This is a genomic window from Mesorhizobium sp. WSM4898, from assembly GCF_029625845.1.
Taxonomy (GTDB): Bacteria; Pseudomonadota; Alphaproteobacteria; order Rhizobiales; family Rhizobiaceae; genus Mesorhizobium.
Genome location: NZ_JARTVQ010000003.1, coordinates 720,553 through 738,978, shown reverse-complemented (window position 1 = coordinate 738,978; position 18,426 = coordinate 720,553). Strand labels below are relative to the sequence as shown.

Genomic DNA, 18,426 nt, shown 5'->3' with positions numbered 1-18,426 from the left:
TGGCGCTCATTTCCCCGCGGTCCCCACCGCCTCCAGCGTCTTCGGCGTCGTCAATTTGCCATGTCCCGACACCGCATTGCCGGCGTCCGGCGCCAGCCGCATGAAGGTCAGCGATGCCGCCGCCGAAACCGCCGCGACGATGAAGAAGGCGATGTGGAAATCGCCAAGCGTCAGCGGGCCGCCATGGATCGAAGTCGACACTTCGAGGATGCCGCCGGCCAGCGCCACGCCGAGCGCGATCGACAACTGCTGGAACACGGCAACAATCGGCGTCGCCTTGCTGGTGTCGGCGGTCGATACTTCGGCGTAGGACAGCGCGTTGACGCCGGTGAAGAACATCGAGCGGATGAAGCCGCCGACCAAAAGGATCGCGAGCATCAGCGCATAGGCGGTTGCGGGGGTGAAAAGGCCGTAGATGGCAATCGAGCCGGCGGCGATCAGCGATCCCCAGATCAGCACCCGCCGGAACCCGGCGAGCCTGAAGAGCAGCGCGGTGACGAACTTCATGCCGATGGCGCCGACCGCGGAGACGAAGGTGATCATACCGGACTGGAACGGCGTCAGCCCGAAGCCGATCTGGAACATCAGCGGCAGCAGGAAAGGCACCGCGCCGATGCCGATGCGGAACAGCGAGCCGCCGAGCACGGAGGAGCGGAACACCTGGTTTCTGAAGAGCTCCAGCGCCAACAGCGGGTTCCTGGCGCGCCGAGCATGCAGCAGATAAAGCACGCCCGAAACCAGGCCGACGGCAACGGTAATGAAGCCGGCGATCGGCGGCAAAGCGGGGAGGCTGACCACCGAGAGGCCGAGGACGATGCCGGACGCCGCGAGGCCGCTGAGCACGAAGCCCGGGAAGTCGAGCGGCGGCGTTTTGGCGGGGTCGGTTTCCGGCAAATAGCGGGTGGCAAGCCAGATGCCCAAAAGCCCGATCGGCACGTTGATCAAAAAGATCCAGTGCCAAGTGAAATAGGTGGTGATGAAGCCGCCGATCGGCGGGCCGACCAACGGCCCGACCAGCGCCGGCACCGTCAGCCATGACATCGCCGCGACGAGCTCGCTCTTTGGCGTCGCGCGCACCAGCACCAGGCGCCCGACCGGCGTCATCATGGCGCCGCCCATGCCTTGCAGGAAACGCGACACCACGAAGGCCGGCAGCGAATTGGAGAAGGCGCAGGCGACCGAGCCGGCAATGAAGACGGCGATCGCGGCGCGAAACACGTTCTTGGCCCCGAACCGGTCCGCCATCCAGCCGCTAATCGGAATGAAGATTGCCAGCGACACGAGATAGGCCGTCAGCGCCAGCTTCAGCGCGATCGGGCTGGTGTGGATGTCGATGGCGATTGCCGGCAGCGAGGTCGCGATCACGGTCGAATCCATGTTCTCCATGAAAAGTGCGACCGCCAGGATGAGCGGGATGATGCGGTTCAAGGGGACGCCCTGATTTGACTTCGCGATTCCGGGCCTGGCTTTGGGGGCGAGCCGGCACGCCGGGGCGGTACCACCAATTGGCCCGGATGTCGCATTAATTTGCTGTCACTTTTGTGCGACCGCAACCCTCGCTGGGAAACATCGCGCGCGCCGCTTGATAAACAGAGCCTCTGGGTTATTGTAGTGAAAATAACTACAGGTTATGCAGCCATGGACGAAACCGTTTCGGCAGCCGATGCCAATCGCAGGTTTTCCCACATCCTGCGTGATGTACGCGAGGGCTACAGCTACGTCGTGACCACCCATGGGCGGCCGGTGGCGCGGATCGTGCCTGCGCAGAAGCACGAGGGCGTGGCCTCCCGCTCGCACGCAGCATTGCTGTCGCGCCTCGAACGGCAGCCGATCCTCAATGCCGGACACTGGACCCGCGATGAACTTTATGAGGACGATCGGTGAAGGTCGCCATCGACCCCAACGTCCTGGCCTATGCTGAGGGCGTTAACAACGCGGAGAAGCGCGACGCCGTTATCGAACTGCTACGCAACGTTCCACGAGAGGCCGCGGTCATTCCGGTCCAGGTGCTGGGCGAACTGTTCAATGTTCTCGTCCGCAAGGCCGGAAGACATTCCCAGGAAGCTCGGGATAAGCTGCTTAGCTGGAGCGACGCCTTCGCGGTTGCCGGAACGACGCCGGAAGTGATGATGAAGGCTGTCGATCTTGCGGCAGACCATCGTTTCGGCATCTGGGATGCTGTCATTCTTTCGACTGCTTCGCAAACGGGTTGCCGGCTACTCCTGTCGGAAGATCTGCAGGATGGCTTTACCTGGGGCGGTGTAACCGTCGTCAATCCTTTTGCATCGCCGCGGCACGCTCTGCTGGATGCTCTCCTAGGTGCGGAATAGGAACCTGAAGCGTCTCGCAACGATCGGCTTTTCATCGCCTGCGGGACGTGTTACCAGCCAGCGCCAATCCTGAAAGGGAAGATGAGAGTCGGCGCTGGCCATTTCGGCCCAGCGCCTTTTCCGCATTCAAAAAGGACTGGCCATGGCAAAAATCATCGAGACGTCCACCGGCGCATTGGCGCTGACCTTCGACGACGTGCTGTTGCAGCCCGGCCATTCGGAGGTCATGCCCGGCCAGACCGATATCCGCACCCGCATCGCCACCGACATCGACCTCAACGTGCCGATCCTCTCGGCCGCCATGGACACGGTCACCGAAGCGAGGCTGGCGATCGCCATGGCGCAAGCCGGCGGCATCGGCGTCATCCACCGCAATTTCTCGCCGGCCGAGCAGGCCGAGCAGGTCAGGCAGGTGAAGAAGTTCGAATCCGGCATGGTGGTCAATCCCGTTACCATCGGCCCCGACGCCACGCTCGCCGACGCCCTGGCACTGATGCGCGCTCATGGCATTTCCGGCATTCCGGTGGTCGAGAACGGCGGCACCGGCGGTCATACGGTCGGCCGGCTGGTCGGGATCCTCACCAACCGCGACGTGCGCTTCGCCTCCGATCCGTCGCAGAAGGTCTACGAATTGATGACCCGTGAGAACCTGATCACGGTGAAAGAGAATGTCGACCAGGACGAGGCCAAGCGCCTGTTGCACAAGCATCGCATCGAGAAGCTGGTGGTGGTCGACCGCAAGGGCAATTGCGTCGGCCTGATCACCGTCAAGGACATCGAGAAGTCGCAGCTCAACCCGCACGCCACCAAGGACGCTCAGGGGCGGCTGCGCGCCGCGGCCGCCACCAGCGTCGGCGACGACGGCTTCGAGCGCGCCGAGCGCCTGATCGATGCCGGCGTCGACCTTCTGGTCATCGACACCGCGCACGGCCATTCGCGGCGCGTGCTGGACGCGGTGACGCGGGCGAAGAAGCTCTCCAATTCGGTGCGCATCCTGGCCGGCAACGTGGCCACCGCCGAGGGCACGCAGGCGCTGATCGATGCCGGCGCCGACGCCGTCAAGGTCGGTATCGGCCCCGGCTCGATCTGCACCACCCGCATCGTCGCCGGCGTCGGCGTGCCGCAGCTGTCGGCGATCATGTCGGCGGTGGAGACGGCTGAGAAGTCGGGCGTGAGCGTCATCGCCGATGGCGGCATCAAATATTCGGGCGATCTCGCCAAGGCGCTCGCCGCCGGCGCAAGTGCCGCCATGATCGGCTCGCTGCTTGCCGGCACCGACGAGAGCCCGGGCGAGGTCTATCTGCACCAGGGCCGCTCCTTCAAGGCTTATCGCGGCATGGGTTCGGTCGGCGCCATGGCGCGTGGCTCGGCCGATCGCTACTTCCAGGCCGAGGTGCGCGACACCTTGAAACTGGTTCCGGAGGGCATCGAAGGACAGGTTCCCTACAAAGGACCTGTGGCTGGCGTGCTGCACCAGCTTGCGGGCGGCCTGAAAGCCGCTATGGGTTATGTCGGTGGGCGCGATCTTGCCGAGTTCCGCGAACGCGCCACCTTTGTGCGCATATCAAACGCCGGACTTCGTGAAAGCCACGCCCATGACGTCACGATCACCCGCGAAAGCCCGAACTATCCGGGCGGACTTTGATCAGGCGGACGAGCGGCCGGATCGCTTGGGACTATGGCGCAACCTGATCGTCACGGTGTTGCGCCTGTCGCGTCACGCGGCGGCGCTCTCGATTGGGTCCGCGGCGATCTTCATCGCCATGACGGCGCTCGAGTTCTTTTATTTCCGCCACCTGAGCGGCGGGCTTCCTTCGCTCGACATGCGTGTTACCGGCTTCACGCCAGATGAGGGCATGGCATGGCTGACGGCGCTCGGCCGGCGCGGCAGCGAGATCATCATCGTTTGGCATTATCTGACGTTTGATCTGCTCTTCCCGGCGCTGCTGTCGCTCACCTTGCTCAGCCTGATCCTGGCCTTCGGCAGGCGGCTCAGCACTTTCCGCTCCATGCCTGCGCAAGTGCAGGCGCTGTCGGCACTGGTCCTGGTGCTGCCCTATACGGTCGCCGACTACGCGCAGAACTTCGCCGTGGCGCGGCTTTTGTCGGATTTCCAGTCGGCCAATCCCGATTCGCTGGCCTTCGCCTCGTCGCTGACCGTGACAAAGTTCACGCTTCTGGCGATCCCCTTCGCGGTCGTTGCGGTCCTGGCGCTTGCCGGGCAGCGGCGGCGTTAAACGGTAGGGGCAAGATGAACCAGACCGCCATCTTCTGGCCGATGCTGGCGCAGGTGCTGCTGGTCTACATCGTCTATCTGGTGATGCTGAAGCGGCGTTATCTTGCCGTGAAGTCCGGCGAGGCCAAGATCAGCCAGTACAAGGTCCGCTCGACCGAGCCGGCCTCAAGCGTTACCGTCGCCAACAACCTCATCAACCAGTTCGAGCTGCCGGTCCTCTTTCACGTGCTATGCTTGGCGCTGTTCGTTACCAATGGCGTGAATTACCTGACGCTGACGCTGACGTGGCTCTTCGTCGTGACGCGCTATGTGCATGCCTGGGTGCATCTCACCAGAAACTATCTGCTGCACCGCAGCCGCGCCTTCTTCCTCGGCGCGGGCATCCTTCTCGTCGCCTGGATCTGGTTCGCGCTGCACCTGCTTGGGGCGGTGTAGACTGATGCTTGTCGCTCAGAAGTGTGCGCGGTTCTGGGACAACGACACGCCATCAACTCAAGTATTTGAAGCACGTTGCCGGAAACCGTTTCAGCGCGACGCGCTTTAGAGGTCGAACACCGCTATCCTGCGCTTGTCGAACTTGATGCCGATCTCGCCGCGCACCAGTCTAAGCGCCTGTTCGCCAAACACGGCACGCCGCCAGCCTTGCAACGCCGGCACGTCGGCGGCATCACCCTCGGCGGCGATGCGGTCGATGTCGTCGCTCGAGGCGAGCACCTTGGAGGCGACGCCTTCCTTCTCGGCGACGATCCTGAGCAGCACCTTGAGCAGTTCCGCCGCCGCGCTCGAGCCCTCCGGCGGCTGGAATGTCTTCGGCAGTTTGGGCATCGCTTCCTTCGGAAGGGAAAGGGCGGTGTTGACGGCGCTGAGCAGCGCGGTTGCCGTCGCCGAACGCTCCCAGCCCTTCGGCGTCGTCCGCAGCCGCCCCAACGCAGTCGCGTCGCGCGGCGCCTGTTGCGCGATTTCGTAGATCGCATCGTCCTTGAGCACGCGGCCGCGCGGCACGTCGCGCTCGCGCGCCTCGCGTTCGCGCCATGCCGCCACCGCCTGCACGATCGCCAGCTCCTGCGGCTTGCGCAGCCGCATCTTCAGCCGCTTCCAGGCATCCTCCGGATGCGGATCGTAGGTCTGGCGCGAGGTGAGGACGTCCATCTCCTCGTTGAGCCAGTGGGCGCGGTCCTCGCGCTTCAGCTCGGCGCTGAGGTGCTCATATACCTTGATCAGGTGGGTGACGTCGGCGAGCGCGTATTCGAGTTGCTTGTCGGAGAGCGGCCGGTGCCGCCAGTCGGTGAAGCGCGAGGATTTGTCGAGCCGCGCGCCGGTGATGCGCTGCACCAGCTGATCGTAGGAGACGCTGTCGCCGAAGCCGCAGACCATGGCCGCCACCTGCGTGTCGAACACAGGATGCGGCACCAGGTCGCCCAGATGAACGATGATTTCGATGTCCTGGCGTGCGGCGTGAAAAACCTTGACCACCGCTTCGTTGGCCATCAGCCGGAAGAAGGGTTTGAGGTCGATGTCGGGCGAAAGCGGATCGATCAGCGCCGTCACGCCTGGCGCGGCCATCTGGATGAGGCAGAGGATCGGCCAGAAGGTCGTTTCGCGGATGAATTCGGTGTCGACGGTTACGAATTCGGACTTTTCGAACGCCGCGATGACGCTCTCGAGTTCTTTCTGGGTGGTGATGACGTGCATCAATTCGCTTTTGGCATCATATCAGGCCTCTTCAATTTCAGCCGCAAGCGCTTTCGTCAAGCCGCAGTTAGAGCAATTCCAGGAAAAGTGACGAACAGTTTTCCGTCCGTAATTGCGTAAAATCAAAGAGATAGAGCGGTTCGGCGTGTCCGCGAAACGCTGAAACGCCTAATCCTGCTTGTCTGAATCGCCACCCCGCCGCGCCAGCCGCGCGAATAGCGTCGACGTGCGCAAAAGCGCGGTGAAGCGGCTGCGGCTGCCGGCCGGCACACCCGACCGCACCTGCATGCGGTAGAGGATCACGATGATGAGAACGGCATAGACGACGGCGTTGAAAACGAACAGCGCGCTCGGCCCGAAATGTTGCATCATCGCCGAGGCCGCAATCGGACCGCCGATCGCGCCGAAGGAGTAGAACAGCATCAACGCCGCGTTGATCAGCACGAATTCGCCTTTGCCGGCGCGGTCGTTGGCATGCGCTGCCGATAGTGAATAGAGCGGCATGGCGAAGCTGCCGAAGATGAAAACGATGATGAAGTTGAGGAACGGGTCGGCTCGCGCCACGAAGGCCAGCGCCAGCGCGGCAAGCATGGCGCAGCACGTCGTCGCCAGCAGCACCGAGCGCCGGTCTCGGCGGTCGGAGAGATAGCCAAGCGGATATTGGATGAGGGCGCCTCCAAAAATGCCGACGCTGACGAAGGTCACGACATCGGCAACCGACATGCCGATCTCCTCGGCATAGACCGGCGACAGCGTGCGAAAGGCGCTGTTTGTGACGCCGACGGCGATGCAGCCGATCGAGCCGAGCGGCGAGATCCGCCAGACGCGCGGCAGGTCGAGCTTGACGTCTTCCGGAGGCGCCGGGTTCGAGCGGTCCCCGAGCGAGACCGGCACCAGCGAAAAGGTGATCATCATCGACATGACGGCGAAGGTGGCGAAACCGCCGGCGCCGAAGATCGGAATCAGGAATTGCGCGCCGGTAACCGAGCCGATGTCGACCATGCGATATATGGCGAGCACCCGCGCGCGGTCCTTGTTGCCGACGCCGGAATTCAGCCAGGCTTCCATGACGGTGAACAGGCCGGCAAAGCAGAAGCCGCCGGCAAAGCGCACCGCGCACCACATGACGGGGTCGATGACGAGCACCAGAAGCAGCGTGCCGACCGAGGCGATCGCGGCCAGCGCGGCAAAAGTCCGGACGTGGCCGACCGCCTTCAGGATACGCGTGACGGCTAGGCAGCCGAGCAGGAAACCGGCGAAATAGAACGTGCCCATCAGGCCGATATCGGAAGCGGAAAAGCCTTCCTGCGCCCCGCGCAAGGCAATCAGCGTTCCCTGCAGCCCATTGCCGCCAAGCAGGATGCCTGCGGCAATCAGGAGCGGAATAAGCGGACGGATGGACGACATTAAAGAGAGGCAATCACGGATCTGTGACCTCTTCTTGGACCATAGATCCTGTCAACGCCAGCGGCAAATGCAACTTCACATCCTTGCACCCGGCCGAGGAGATGGGCTGCCAATTGGGGTAGGGGTGTCCTAAGCCTTGCCGGCCCATATTTCTATCTCCAGCTCGACCGTAGCAGGTGTCTCGCCCGGAAACGCATGGATGTTCTCCGCGGCCGGCCTCCGGCCAAGTGAACCTACCGTCAGCAGGCTGAGCACGATGAAGGGGATGCCGATGCCATAGGCGGAGCGGATGCCCCAATGGTCCGATACGAAGCCGAGCAGCGGCGGGCCGAGCAGGAAAGCGATGAAGGAAATCTGTGAGAGCGCCGCGACGTTGATCGCCGCCGGGCGATCCGTCCGTTGCGCGGCGGCGGAGATCGCCAGCGGGAAGAGGGCGCTGCTGCCAATGCCCAACAGGGCAAAGCCAAGCATCGAAACGGCCGGCAGCGGCGAGAAGAAGACGATGAGCACGCCGGCCGCCATCGCTGCCAAGAGCACGCGCGCGACCCCGCTTGGCGAGTGGCGGTCGACGAAGGAGTCGGCGAAAAAGCGTGTGGTTGCCTGCGAGAAGGCAAACAGCGCCACGGTCAAGCCGGTGACGAAGGGGCCGGAGTCGAAGACGGTGCGCATGTAGATCGCCGACCAGTCGATGCTGGCGCCTTCGAGGAGCATCGCCGAAAGCGTCACAGCGACCAGGACCAGGATCGGCAATGTCGGCCGCGCGAACATCGGCGCCTTGTCGCAGGAGTTGGCGAAGCGGGCGGGCGCCGGCTCGAAGCCGCCGAGAAACAGGGCCGTTGCAATGGTCACCATCGGCACCACCAGCGCCAGATGCAGCTGCGGCCACAGGCCGAGATGCGCCATGGCGCCGCCGAACAGCCCGGCGCCGAAGAAGCCCGCGCTCCAGAGCTGACGGTCGCTACCAATTCGCCGGGCGTCGCATCGGCACTCGCCGATCTGCCCCTGGTCGAGCTGTTTGTGCTGGGCGGCAGGTATGTCCGCGACCTCGGCACCTGTGTCGGCGGCGATACGCTGGCCGCCGTGGCGCAGCTTGGCGCCGATCTGTTCTTCCTTGGCTCCTGCGGCCTCGATGCCCTCGCGTGGCGTCACCGCCTTCGATTCGGCGGAAGCGGAGGTCAAGCGCGCTATGGCCAGGAATAGCGCCGGCATCGTGATCGCCGTCACCAACGACAAGCTCGCCACCGCAGCGCCTTATCGCGTCGCCGCGCCCGACGCGATAAGCCATCTGGTGGTGGACAAGACGGCGCCTTCACCCATCCTTGCCGATTTCGAGCGCCTGGGTGCCGAAATCCACTTTGCCTGACCTGGGGCACCGCGCCTGCGTGTGACCGCTTGCCTTGACAAAGCCGGCCTCTCATGCGCTTTTCGCGCCAATTTTCGAGCCGGGCTTTCGCCCGCAATTCCGGACTCCACCAATGACAATGCATCGTTACCGCAGCCACACCTGTGCCCAATTGAGAAAGACCGACGTCGGCAATTCGGTCCGCCTGTCCGGCTGGGTGCATCGCGTGCGCGACCATGGCGGGCTGCTCTTCATCGATCTGCGCGACCATTACGGCCTGACCCAGATCGTCGCCGACCCGGACTCGCCGGCCTTCAAGGTCGCCGAGACGGTGCGCGGCGAATGGGTGATCCGCATCGACGGCGAGGTCAAGGCGCGCCTGCCGGAGACCGTCAACGCCAATTTGCCGACTGGCGAGATCGAGATTTTCGCGCGCGAGATCGAAGTGCTCTCGGCGGCCAAGGAGCTGCCGCTGCCGGTGTTCGGCGAGCCTGAATACCCCGAGGACATCCGCCTGAAATACCGCTTCCTCGACCTGCGCCGCGAGACGCTGCACAGGAACATCGTTGCGCGCACCAAGATCATCGCCGAGATGCGCAAGCGCATGGGCGAGGTCGGTTTCACCGAATTCTCGACGCCGATCCTGACCGCGTCGTCGCCCGAAGGCGCGCGCGACTTCCTGGTGCCGTCGCGCATCCATCCCGGCACCTTCTATGCCCTGCCGCAGGCGCCGCAGCAGTACAAGCAGCTGATCATGGTCTCCGGCTTCGACCGCTACTTCCAGATCGCGCCCTGCTTCCGTGACGAGGATCCGCGCGCCGACCGCCTGCCCGGCGAGTTCTACCAGCTCGATCTCGAGATGAGCTTCGTCGAGCAGGATGACGTGCTCTCCACCATGGAGCCGGTGCTTCGCGGCGTCTTCGAGACCTTTGCCGCCGGCAAGCCGGTGACTCAGCAATTCCGTCGCATTCCCTTCGACGAGGCGATGCGGACCTACGGCACCGACAAGCCGGACCTGCGCAACCCGATCGAGATGCAGGCGGTCTCGGATCATTTCCGCGATTCCGGCTTCAAGGTCTTCGCCAACATCCTGGCCAACGATCCGAAGGCCGAAGTCTGGGCTATCCCCGCCAAGACCGGCGGCAGCCGCGCCTTCTGCGATCGCATGAACTCCTGGGCGCAGGGCGAGGGCCAGCCAGGCCTCGGATACATCTTCTGGCGCAAGGAGGGCGACAAGCTCGAAGGCGCCGGACCGATCGCCAAGAACATCGGTGAGGAACGCACCGAGGCGGTGCGCCAGCAGCTTGGCCTTGCCGATGGCGATGCCGCCTTCTTCGTCGCCGGTGACCCGAAGAAGTTCGTTTCCTTCGCGGGCGCCGCGCGCACCCGCGCCGGCGAGGAATTGAACCTCGTCGACCGCGATCGCTTCGAACTCTGCTGGATCGTCGACTTTCCGTTCTTCGAATGGAACGAGGATGAGAAGAAGATCGACTTCGCCCACAATCCGTTCTCCATGCCGCAGGGCGGCATCGACGCGCTCGGCGGCCAGGAGCCGCTGGGCATCAAGGCGTTCCAATACGACATGGTCTGCAACGGTTTCGAGATCGCATCCGGCGGCATCCGCAACCACCTGCCGGAGACCATGGTCAAGGCCTTCGAGATGGTCGGCCTCGATCGCCAGACGGTCGAGGAGCGCTTCGGCGGCCTCTACCGCGCCTTCCAGTATGGCGCGCCGCCGCATGGCGGCATGGCGGCCGGCATCGACCGCATCGTCATGCTTTTGGTCGGCGCCAAGAACCTGCGCGAGGTCACCATGTTCCCGATGAACCAGCAGGCCTATGACCTGCTGATGAACGCGCCTTCGGAGGCCACCCCGCAGCAGCTTCGGGAGCTGTCGCTGCGCGTCGCCGTCGCGAAGAAGGACTGAGACGCGGGGACTCATCCTGAATCGATGGTAGCTCCGGGAGTGATTGGCGGCTGGCCTTCGCTCCAGAGCCATTTTCTCAAGGATTGGGTCAGAGCGTGTGGGCAACCGCCCGGATTTCAACCAATTGCTGCGGGAATGCCAGGCCCGAGACCCCGAGGAGGGTCACGGCAGGGCGGGGTGGTCCGACATACTCCTGTAAAGAGCGACAAACGCCTTCGTCGAGGAGGTCAGGCCCTGATCGTAGGAAAACGGCGATCCGGATCATCCGAACCGCCGTTGGATAATGCTGGCAGGTGCGCGGCGCCCCCGATCAGTCCTCGTTCGCCTTGACCTTCACGCCCAGCGTCTTCGGCAGGTCGAGCGGGTTGGACATGGCGCCGGCCATGATCAGCGCGAACGGCACCGACGCCGGCGGCTCGGCCGAGATCTCGAGGCTCTTGGGGTCGTCGAGGAACTTGTTGACCGCGGCTGACACCTCGGCCGTCAGTTCGGGATTGTTGAGCTGCGCCATGCCGAACGGCACGATCGCCTTGGCTTGATTGGCGACGTCCTTGCCGGACATGCCCTGCTGCTTGCCGACATAGTCGAGCACCTTGCCGGTCAGCGAATCGTCGTCGAAGCGCACCGAGGCGCCGTTGAAGGAAAGCTGCTGCAAGAGGCCGAGCATGGCCATGCCCTGCGCGGAATTGTCGGCACCCTCGGGCTGTGCAGCGAACTTCTTTTGCATCTCCTGCATCGACTTGATGAAGTCGAGGGTGTAGCCGCCGAGATTGAAGGTCATGCCGAGCGTGCCGGCATTCTCGACCGAGATGTCGTATTTCGAGAGCTCCATCTTGCCGTCGCTGGGCTGCCAGGTGCCGGCCATCGAGACCGTACCGGAGATATTCTGGTAGCCGAGCGCTTGAATCGCCTCCTTCGACTTCGGGTCCTCGACCAGTGTCAGGTCGGCGTTGAACTTTTCCGTGTTGGCGGTGAAGTCCATCGCCTTGCCGTCGGCCGGCGGGGTGATCTGGACGGCCAGCCCGTCCATCGAGAAGGCCGTCTTGTCGCCGACCTTGACGGTCATGTTGGAGAGCTCGGCCGACTTGTACATCATCAGCGAGCCGAGCGGGTCGGTGCTGCCTTCGGCCGGCACCTTCATGCCGTGAATGACAACGGGGCTGAGGTTGAGCGTCACGCCGTCCTGGCTGCGCTCGAATGCCGAGCTCGAGACGGTCGCGATCTCGAAGCCGCCATTGGCCTCGGTGATGCCCTCCAGCTTCACGTCGCCGATCGGCAGGGCTTCCTTCTCGGCTGCCGGCTTGATGGACACGCCCTGCAGCACCGCGTTCGAATTGTCGCCGGAGACGCCGGTCCAGGAAATGTCGACGCCCTGGGCGGCAAGGGCCGCCTTGACGCGGTCGGCCACCGCCGGATCGGCGGCGAAGGCGGTGTTGAGCGGCAGGGCCAGCAGAATGGTTGAAAAAGCCAGTTTCTTGAGCATTGAGCGTTGAATTTTCATGGCGAGTTCCCTGTCCTGAAAAGTGTTTTTGAATTCTACTCCATCACCATTCCGCGACGAACGGGTCGGGAACAAGGCGTTTCCCGGCACATTTGTCGAAAACGGCGATGAAAAGCAAACCCGGCCGGCACGCTTTGCATGATGCGGTGAATTTGTCATGAAGACCGCGGCTCTCCTGCGCCGGCGCGTTGCCTGCCCAGATAGAGGGCGCATGTAACAGATTGATGTTGGCCGGTTAGCCCGCTTGCTGCCGGGGCCGGTTGCAGAATGGGCAAACTGGAATGTTCAACTTGCCGCTTCCGTGAAATCCTTCACGTCGCCATTTGCGACGAATCCGCCGACTGCCAACCCGGCGCTTGCCGCGAATCACCCGCTCGGCTAGTCCAAATCCATGGGCAAAAGGCATTTGCCGCCTGAAGACAATGGCGGCGGCGACAACATCGAACCGGTCGATCTGAAGGAAGCGCTCGAGAAGCGCTATCTTGCCTATGCGCTGTCGACCATCATGCACCGGGCGCTGCCGGATGTGCGGGACGGACTGAAGCCGGTCCATCGCCGCATCATGCATGCCATGCGGCTCTTGCGGCTCAACCCGGATCAGGGCTTCGCCAAATGCGCCCGCATCGTCGGCGAGGTGATGGGTAAGTTCCATCCGCATGGCGACCAGTCGATCTACGACGCGCTGGTGCGGCTCGCGCAGGAATTCTCGATGCGCTACCCGCTGGTCGACGGGCAGGGCAATTTCGGCAATATCGACGGCGATAACGCCGCCGCCATGCGCTACACCGAAGCGCGCATGACGGAGGTGGCGACTGAGCTGCTTGCCGGCATCACCGAGGACGCCGTCGACTTCCGGCCGACCTATAATGAGGAGGACGAGGAACCCTCCGTTCTACCCGGCGCCTTCCCGAACCTGCTCGCCAACGGCTCGTCCGGCATTGCGGTCGGCATGGCGACCTCGATCCCGCCGCACAACGCCGCCGAGCTTTGCGACGCGGCACTTCATCTGATCGAGCATCCGGACGCGCCGGTGGCGAAGCTGATGGATTTCGTCCAAGGGCCGGATTTCCCGACCGGCGGCATCATCGTCGACAGCCGCGCCTCGATCCTCGAAGCCTATGAGAGCGGCCGCGGCGGTTTCCGCGTGCGCTCCAGATGGAGCCAGGAGGACCAGGGCAGGGGCACCTGGAGCATTGTCGTTACGGAAATCCCCTATGGCGTCCAGAAGGCCAGGCTGATCGAGAAGATCGCCGAGCTGCTGATGGCGCGCAAGCTGCCGCTGCTCGAGGACGTCCGCGACGAAAGCGCCGAGGATATCCGTATCGTGCTGGCGCCGAAGAGCCGCAGCGTCGATCCAGGCATCCTGATGGAATCGCTGTTCAAGCTGACCGAGCTCGAAAGCCGCTTCCCGCTCAACATGAACGTGCTGTCGCGCGGCAAGGTGCCGAACGTCCTGTCGCTGAAGGGCGTGCTGAAGGAATGGCTCGATCACCGCCGCGACGTGCTGATCCGCCGCTCGAGATATCGGCTGGGCGAGATCGAGAAGCGGCTGGAAATCCTGGCCGGCTATCTGATCGCCTATTTGAACATCGACGAGGTGATCAGGATCATCCGCGAGGAGGACGAGCCCAAGCAGGTGATGATGGCCCGCTGGTCGCTCACCGACAATCAGGCCGAAGCCATCCTGAACATGCGGCTGCGCGCCCTGCGCAAGCTGGAAGAGATCGAAATCCGCAAGGAGTTCGACGGCCTTACCGAGGAGAAGAAGCAGATCGAGGCATTGCTTGCCTCCCACGCCAAGCAATGGGCGACGATCAAGTGGGAAGTCGCTGAGGTTCGTAAGAAGTTCGGTCCGGAGACCAAGCTCGGCAAACGCCGCACCCAGTTCGCCGACGCGCCCGAGCATGACCTCACCGATATCGCGCACGCCATGATCGAGCGCGAGCCTGTCACCGTCGTGGTTTCGGAAAAGGGCTGGCTCCGCGCGATGAAGGGTCACCTGACCGACTATTCGCAGCTTGCCTTCAAGGAAGGCGACAGCCTGAAGCTCGCCTTCCACGCGCAGACGACCGACAAGATCCTGGTCTTCACCACCGGCGGCAAGTTCTACACCATCGGCGCCGACCGGCTGCCGGGCGGGCGCGGCCATGGCGAGCCGATCCGCATCATCGTCGACATGGAAAACGACCAGGACATCGTCACCGCCTTTGTCCACGACCCGAAGCGCAAGCTGCTCTTGGTTTCCTACGACGCCAACGGCTTCGTCGTCTCCGAGGAAGAGGTGATCGCCAACACCCGCAAGGGCAAGCAGGTGATGAACGTCAAGGCGCCGGACGAGGCCAAACGCTGCATTCCGGTCGCCGGCAACCATCTCGCCATTGTCGGCGAGAACCGCAAGATGCTGATCTTCCCGCTGTCCGAAATCCCGGAAATGGCGCGCGGCAAGGGTGTGCGCCTGCAGAAATACAAGGACGGCGGCGTGCTGGACCTTAAGACCTTCACGATTGCAGCGGGGCTGACCTGGCAGGATTCGGCCGACCGCACCTTCACCAAGTCGCGCGAGGAATTGGCCGAGTGGATCGGCGCTCGCGCAGCCGCCGGTCGCATGGTGCCGAAGGGTTTCCCGAGGACGGGCAAGTTCGGATAGCGGGGCTCCCTCTTCTCCCCGTGTGGGAGAAGGTGTCGCCGAAGGCGACGGATGAGCGTGTTCCAAGGAACGCAGAGGTCTCGCTCCGCTGGAACATCCTTTATCCGTCTCGGCGCTACGTGCCGATCCACCTTCTCCCTCACGGGGAGGAGGCTAGGCGCAAACATTTGGACTATCGTCACGATTGCTGCACTATGATGGTGCATAAGCAACCATCGAGCTGGCAGGGGAGAACCGCCGCGTTGAAGCGGGCTGAGATCCAGAAACCAGGGCAGCGCCTGTTCGGTCTGTCGGCGCCGCTGAGGGCTGCCGTCATCCCGCCGCTGTCGGCGGCGCGCTGGCTCCTGGTGCTGATCGTCGCCGCCGGCGTCTATTTCTTCCACGGCTTCCTGTTCCCGGTGCTGGCGGCGCTCGTCATCGCCTTCGCCAGCTGGCCGCTCTACCGCCGGCTGCTCGCCGGGGTCGGCGGCAACCGCACGATCGCCGCGACCCTCGCGATCCTGTTCATTCTGACCTTCCTGGTGGTGCCGATAGCGCTCGCCGGCACTTACGCCATCAACGAGCTTCGCGAGTGGGTGGTCTGGGCGATCGAGACCAACCGCCACGGCTCTGCCACGCCCCAATGGATCGCCACCATGCCGGTCGTCGGCGAATGGCTGAACCAGCAGTGGACGGCCAATCTCGGCCATCCCGGCGGCATCGGCGAATTGATCCAGATGGTCAGCGGCTCCAACATCGGCACCATCTATCGCGGCGCGCTGGCCGCCGGCGGCAGCGCCTTCGGGCTGCTGCTCACGCTGCTTTTCATGCTGATCGCGCTGTTCTTTGCCTATCGCGACGGCGAGGGCTTCGCGGCGCAGGTTGATCGCCTCGGCGAGCGCATCCTGCCGACGCGCTGGGAGCGCATCTCGCGCGTCGTGCCGGCTACCATTTCATCGACCGTCACCGGCATGACCGTCATCGCCATCGGCGAGGGCGTGGTGCTGGGCGTCGCCTATTGGCTGGCCGGCGTGCCGTCGCCGGTCACGCTCGGCGCGCTTACCGGCATCATGGCACTAATCCCGGGCGGGGCGCCGCTCTCCTTTACGCTGGTGTCGATCTACCTCGCGGCCAGCGGCAAGTTGTTTGCGGGCCTTGCGCTGTTCGTCTGGGGCGCGGTCGAGCTTTTCATCGTCGACAAGACGCTGCGCCCGAAGCTGGTCGGCGGGCCGATCAAGCTGCCTTTCCTGCCGACCTTCTTCGGCCTGATCGGCGGCGTCAAGACGATGGGCTTCCTCGGCCTGTTCATAGGCCCTGTACTGATGGCGCTGCTCGTCGCCATCTGGCGCGAATGGCTGCGAGAGGTCGAGCTGATGGATGAGCTTCCACCTGCCGCTGAAGAAGGGAACGGGCCGCCACGGATCGAGACGGCGCCTGAGACCAGGAAAATTCAGGCCGGGTAGGCGACGGCGAGCGCCGCGCGGCGCCTGCGGCCTTCGTGCAATTGCCAGAGCGAGTGGGCTACCAGCGCCACGATCAGGATCGCGCCGCCGATCAGGCTGTTTCGTGTGGGAGCCTCGGCAAAGACCAGCCAGACCCAGACAGGCGCGAGCACCGTCTCCAGAACGTAAAACATCGCCACCTCCGGCCCTGAAATATATTTCGGGCCGGCGGCGAGACAGAAGAACGAGATCGGCATGATCACCGCGCCGTTGAAGATGATCCACCACGGCGCGTTGACGTGCAGTCCTTCACCCGAGACCATGAATGCGGCGAGCGCCAGCGGAAGGACGACGCCGACCAGCGCGGTGAAGCCCATGTCCTTGCCGCTGGCGCGCGAGATGGTGATGGCGAGTGCGACGAAGAAAGCCGAGCAGAGCGCCATGAAATCGCCGAACAGTTTTCCGGTGCCGACCGAACCGCCGACGATGATCAGCACGCCGACGATCATCGCCAGCATTGCGATCACGGTGCTCAGCCGCGGTCGTTCTCTGAGGAACAGCCAGGAGAGCAGCGCCGCGAAGACGGTGTTGAAGGCCAGGATGAAGACGAGGTCGGCGGTCGAGGTATGATAGACGGCGGTGACGAAGGTGATCGAAGTCAGGCCGTAGCAGATCGCCGCCGCCAGGCCCGACCAGCCGGGGATGAGCTTCGGCACTTTGCCGCGCACCGCGCGCCAGACGACCCAAATCAACAGGGTGGCGACAAGCGTTGTCCCGGTCCGCAGCGCCATGATGGTCCACGGGCTGCCATCCGCGAGCCGGATCAGGGGAATGTCGAAGGTGAGCACCAGGCCGCCGATGGCGGTGATCAGCAGGCCTTTCTGATGGTCGTGGTGGGAAGCCATGATTGGTCTCGCAATGATTTGCAGGCGGCGGCTGGCTCGATGGCGCACGCTTCCAGCGAGTGGCGGAAACACCAGCTTCCTGCCCCTTGAAACAGTTAAGATCGGGCTTTGGAAAAAAGGTCAGCGACTGACCGCTTCGTGGTCGTAGCGTTCCCAGCCTTTCGGGCCGAGATGCTCCTGCGGCATGAACCGCATCTTATAGCTCATCTTGCGCGAGCCGTTGACCCAGTAGCCGAGATAGACGTGGGGCAGTCCCATCGCCTTGGCGCGGGCGATGTGATCGAGGATCATGAAGGTGCCGAGCGAGCGGTCCTCGAAATCGGGATTGAAGTAAGAATAGACCATCGACAAGCCGTCGGCCATCTTGTCGGTCAGCGCTACGGCAATCAATTCACCCTGGCCCTTGCCGGTGATGAAGGTGTCGGGGCCGCGGCGCCGGTATTCGATGATCTTGGTGTCGACATGCGTGTCCTCGACCATCATCGCATAGTCGAGCACTGTCATGTCGGACATCCCGCCGCGGCGATGGCGCGCGTCGAGATAGGCGCGAAACAGCGAATACTGCTCGGTGGAAGGCTGCGCGTCGTGCATGGCGCCGATGAGGTCGGCATTGCGCTGGGTGACGCGGCGCATGTTGCGGCTGGCGGTGAACTCCTGCGCCAGGATGCGCACCGACACGCAGGCGCGGCAGGATTCGCAGGCCGGCCGGTAGGCGATGTTCTGGGAACGCCGGAAGCCGCCTTGCGTGAGCAGATCGTTCATCTCGGGCGCCTTGTCGCCGACAAGGTGCGTGAACACCTTGCGCTCGAACTGGCCCTCCAGATAGGGGCACGGGGACGGCGCGGTCAGGAAGAACTGCGGCGACTGGGTCGGATGCTGCGTCATCGATTCTTGGACACGCTCCTGCGAATCGCCCTACCTTTGGCCCGGCCGGCGAAAAATTCAACAGGATTGTGCTGTCTCGGCCGGCCCAAGCTGTTCATAATCTAGCACAACCGGCGCGGCGAGGGCGGCCGCA

General features: G+C 63.8%; 17 protein-coding genes. 10 read left to right on the top strand and 7 right to left on the bottom strand.

The genetic code is table 11. The features are described from left to right. Positions 1-6: 6 nt before the first annotated feature. Complete coding sequence (locus tag P9228_RS18430; protein WP_278054735.1) at positions 7-1,428, bottom strand: MFS transporter; 1,422 nt, start codon at positions 1,426-1,428, stop codon at positions 7-9. Between the two features lie 210 nt (positions 1,429-1,638). Here P9228_RS18430 and P9228_RS18425 point away from each other — a divergent pair, with 210 nt between their 5' ends. The 5 genes from P9228_RS18425 (at position 1,639) to P9228_RS18405 (ending at position 5,001) form a co-directional block, all read left to right on the top strand. Then, positions 1,639-1,884 (top strand): type II toxin-antitoxin system prevent-host-death family antitoxin, encoded by a 246-nt coding sequence (locus P9228_RS18425; protein ID WP_278054734.1) that lies wholly within the window; start codon positions 1,639-1,641, stop codon positions 1,882-1,884. Then, a complete protein-coding gene (locus P9228_RS18420; RefSeq protein WP_127246925.1) occupies positions 1,881-2,330 on the top strand; it encodes a PIN domain-containing protein in 450 nt (149 codons plus the stop codon). The genes P9228_RS18425 and P9228_RS18420 overlap by 4 nt, the downstream gene beginning before the upstream one ends. 142 nt (positions 2,331-2,472) lie before the next feature. Further along, a complete protein-coding gene (gene guaB / locus P9228_RS18415; RefSeq protein ID WP_278054730.1) occupies positions 2,473-3,975 on the top strand; it encodes an IMP dehydrogenase in 1,503 nt (500 codons plus the stop codon). Between the two features lie 43 nt (positions 3,976-4,018). After that, positions 4,019-4,567 (top strand): hypothetical protein, encoded by a 549-nt coding sequence (locus P9228_RS18410; protein WP_278054957.1) that lies wholly within the window; start codon positions 4,019-4,021, stop codon positions 4,565-4,567. A gap of 14 nt (positions 4,568-4,581) precedes the next feature. After that, on the top strand, positions 4,582-5,001 hold the full coding sequence (locus P9228_RS18405) for an MAPEG family protein (protein ID WP_278054728.1): 420 nt from the start codon (positions 4,582-4,584) through the stop codon (positions 4,999-5,001). Between the two features lie 105 nt (positions 5,002-5,106). Here the strand turns inward: P9228_RS18405 and rnd are convergent, their stop codons facing one another. From rnd to P9228_RS18390, 3 genes are all read right to left on the bottom strand, one after another. After that, positions 5,107-6,258, bottom strand: coding sequence for a ribonuclease D (gene rnd / locus P9228_RS18400; RefSeq protein WP_067329970.1), 1,152 nt, complete (start codon positions 6,256-6,258; stop codon positions 5,107-5,109). A 168-nt stretch (positions 6,259-6,426) separates the two neighbouring features. Further along, the gene (locus P9228_RS18395) at positions 6,427-7,665 is read right to left on the bottom strand and encodes an MFS transporter (protein ID WP_278054725.1); all 1,239 of its coding nucleotides are present in this window, start codon (positions 7,663-7,665) and stop codon (positions 6,427-6,429) included. Between the two features lie 129 nt (positions 7,666-7,794). Then, entirely contained in the window at positions 7,795-8,433 is a 639-nt protein-coding gene (locus P9228_RS18390; RefSeq protein WP_278054956.1) for an MFS transporter, read from the bottom strand. Between the two features lie 102 nt (positions 8,434-8,535). Between P9228_RS18390 and P9228_RS18385 the strand changes: the two genes are divergently transcribed. The 3 genes from P9228_RS18385 (at position 8,536) to aspS (ending at position 10,934) form a co-directional block, all read left to right on the top strand. Continuing rightward, complete coding sequence (locus P9228_RS18385) at positions 8,536-8,865, top strand: hypothetical protein (RefSeq protein WP_347404299.1); 330 nt, start codon at positions 8,536-8,538, stop codon at positions 8,863-8,865. Further along, positions 8,852-9,028, top strand: a complete 177-nt coding sequence (locus tag P9228_RS18380) for a hypothetical protein (protein WP_245307716.1) — start codon at positions 8,852-8,854, stop codon at positions 9,026-9,028. The genes P9228_RS18385 and P9228_RS18380 overlap by 14 nt, the downstream gene beginning before the upstream one ends. 118 nt (positions 9,029-9,146) lie before the next feature. Continuing rightward, on the top strand, positions 9,147-10,934 hold the full coding sequence (aspS, locus tag P9228_RS18375) for an aspartate--tRNA ligase (protein ID WP_067329976.1): 1,788 nt from the start codon (positions 9,147-9,149) through the stop codon (positions 10,932-10,934). A gap of 310 nt (positions 10,935-11,244) precedes the next feature. Here the strand turns inward: aspS and P9228_RS18370 are convergent, their stop codons facing one another. Beyond that, the gene (locus tag P9228_RS18370) at positions 11,245-12,435 is read right to left on the bottom strand and encodes a hypothetical protein (protein ID WP_067329980.1); all 1,191 of its coding nucleotides are present in this window, start codon (positions 12,433-12,435) and stop codon (positions 11,245-11,247) included. A 391-nt stretch (positions 12,436-12,826) separates the two neighbouring features. Between P9228_RS18370 and parC the strand changes: the two genes are divergently transcribed. Both parC and P9228_RS18360 read left to right on the top strand, forming a co-directional pair. After that, the gene (gene parC, locus P9228_RS18365; protein ID WP_278054723.1) at positions 12,827-15,082 is read left to right on the top strand and encodes a DNA topoisomerase IV subunit A; all 2,256 of its coding nucleotides are present in this window, start codon (positions 12,827-12,829) and stop codon (positions 15,080-15,082) included. A 242-nt stretch (positions 15,083-15,324) separates the two neighbouring features. Then, positions 15,325-16,524, top strand: a complete 1,200-nt coding sequence (locus P9228_RS18360) for an AI-2E family transporter (RefSeq protein WP_067329987.1) — start codon at positions 15,325-15,327, stop codon at positions 16,522-16,524. Here the strand turns inward: P9228_RS18360 and P9228_RS18355 are convergent. Both P9228_RS18355 and P9228_RS18350 read right to left on the bottom strand, forming a co-directional pair. After that, positions 16,512-17,408: a DMT family transporter gene (locus tag P9228_RS18355; RefSeq protein ID WP_278054721.1), complete on the bottom strand. Its 897-nt coding sequence runs from the start codon at positions 17,406-17,408 to the stop codon at positions 16,512-16,514. The genes P9228_RS18360 and P9228_RS18355 overlap by 13 nt on opposite strands. Positions 17,409-17,528: 120 nt before the next feature. Further along, the gene (locus tag P9228_RS18350) at positions 17,529-18,293 is read right to left on the bottom strand and encodes an arginyltransferase (protein ID WP_067000678.1); all 765 of its coding nucleotides are present in this window, start codon (positions 18,291-18,293) and stop codon (positions 17,529-17,531) included. Positions 18,294-18,426: the final 133 nt, after the last annotated feature.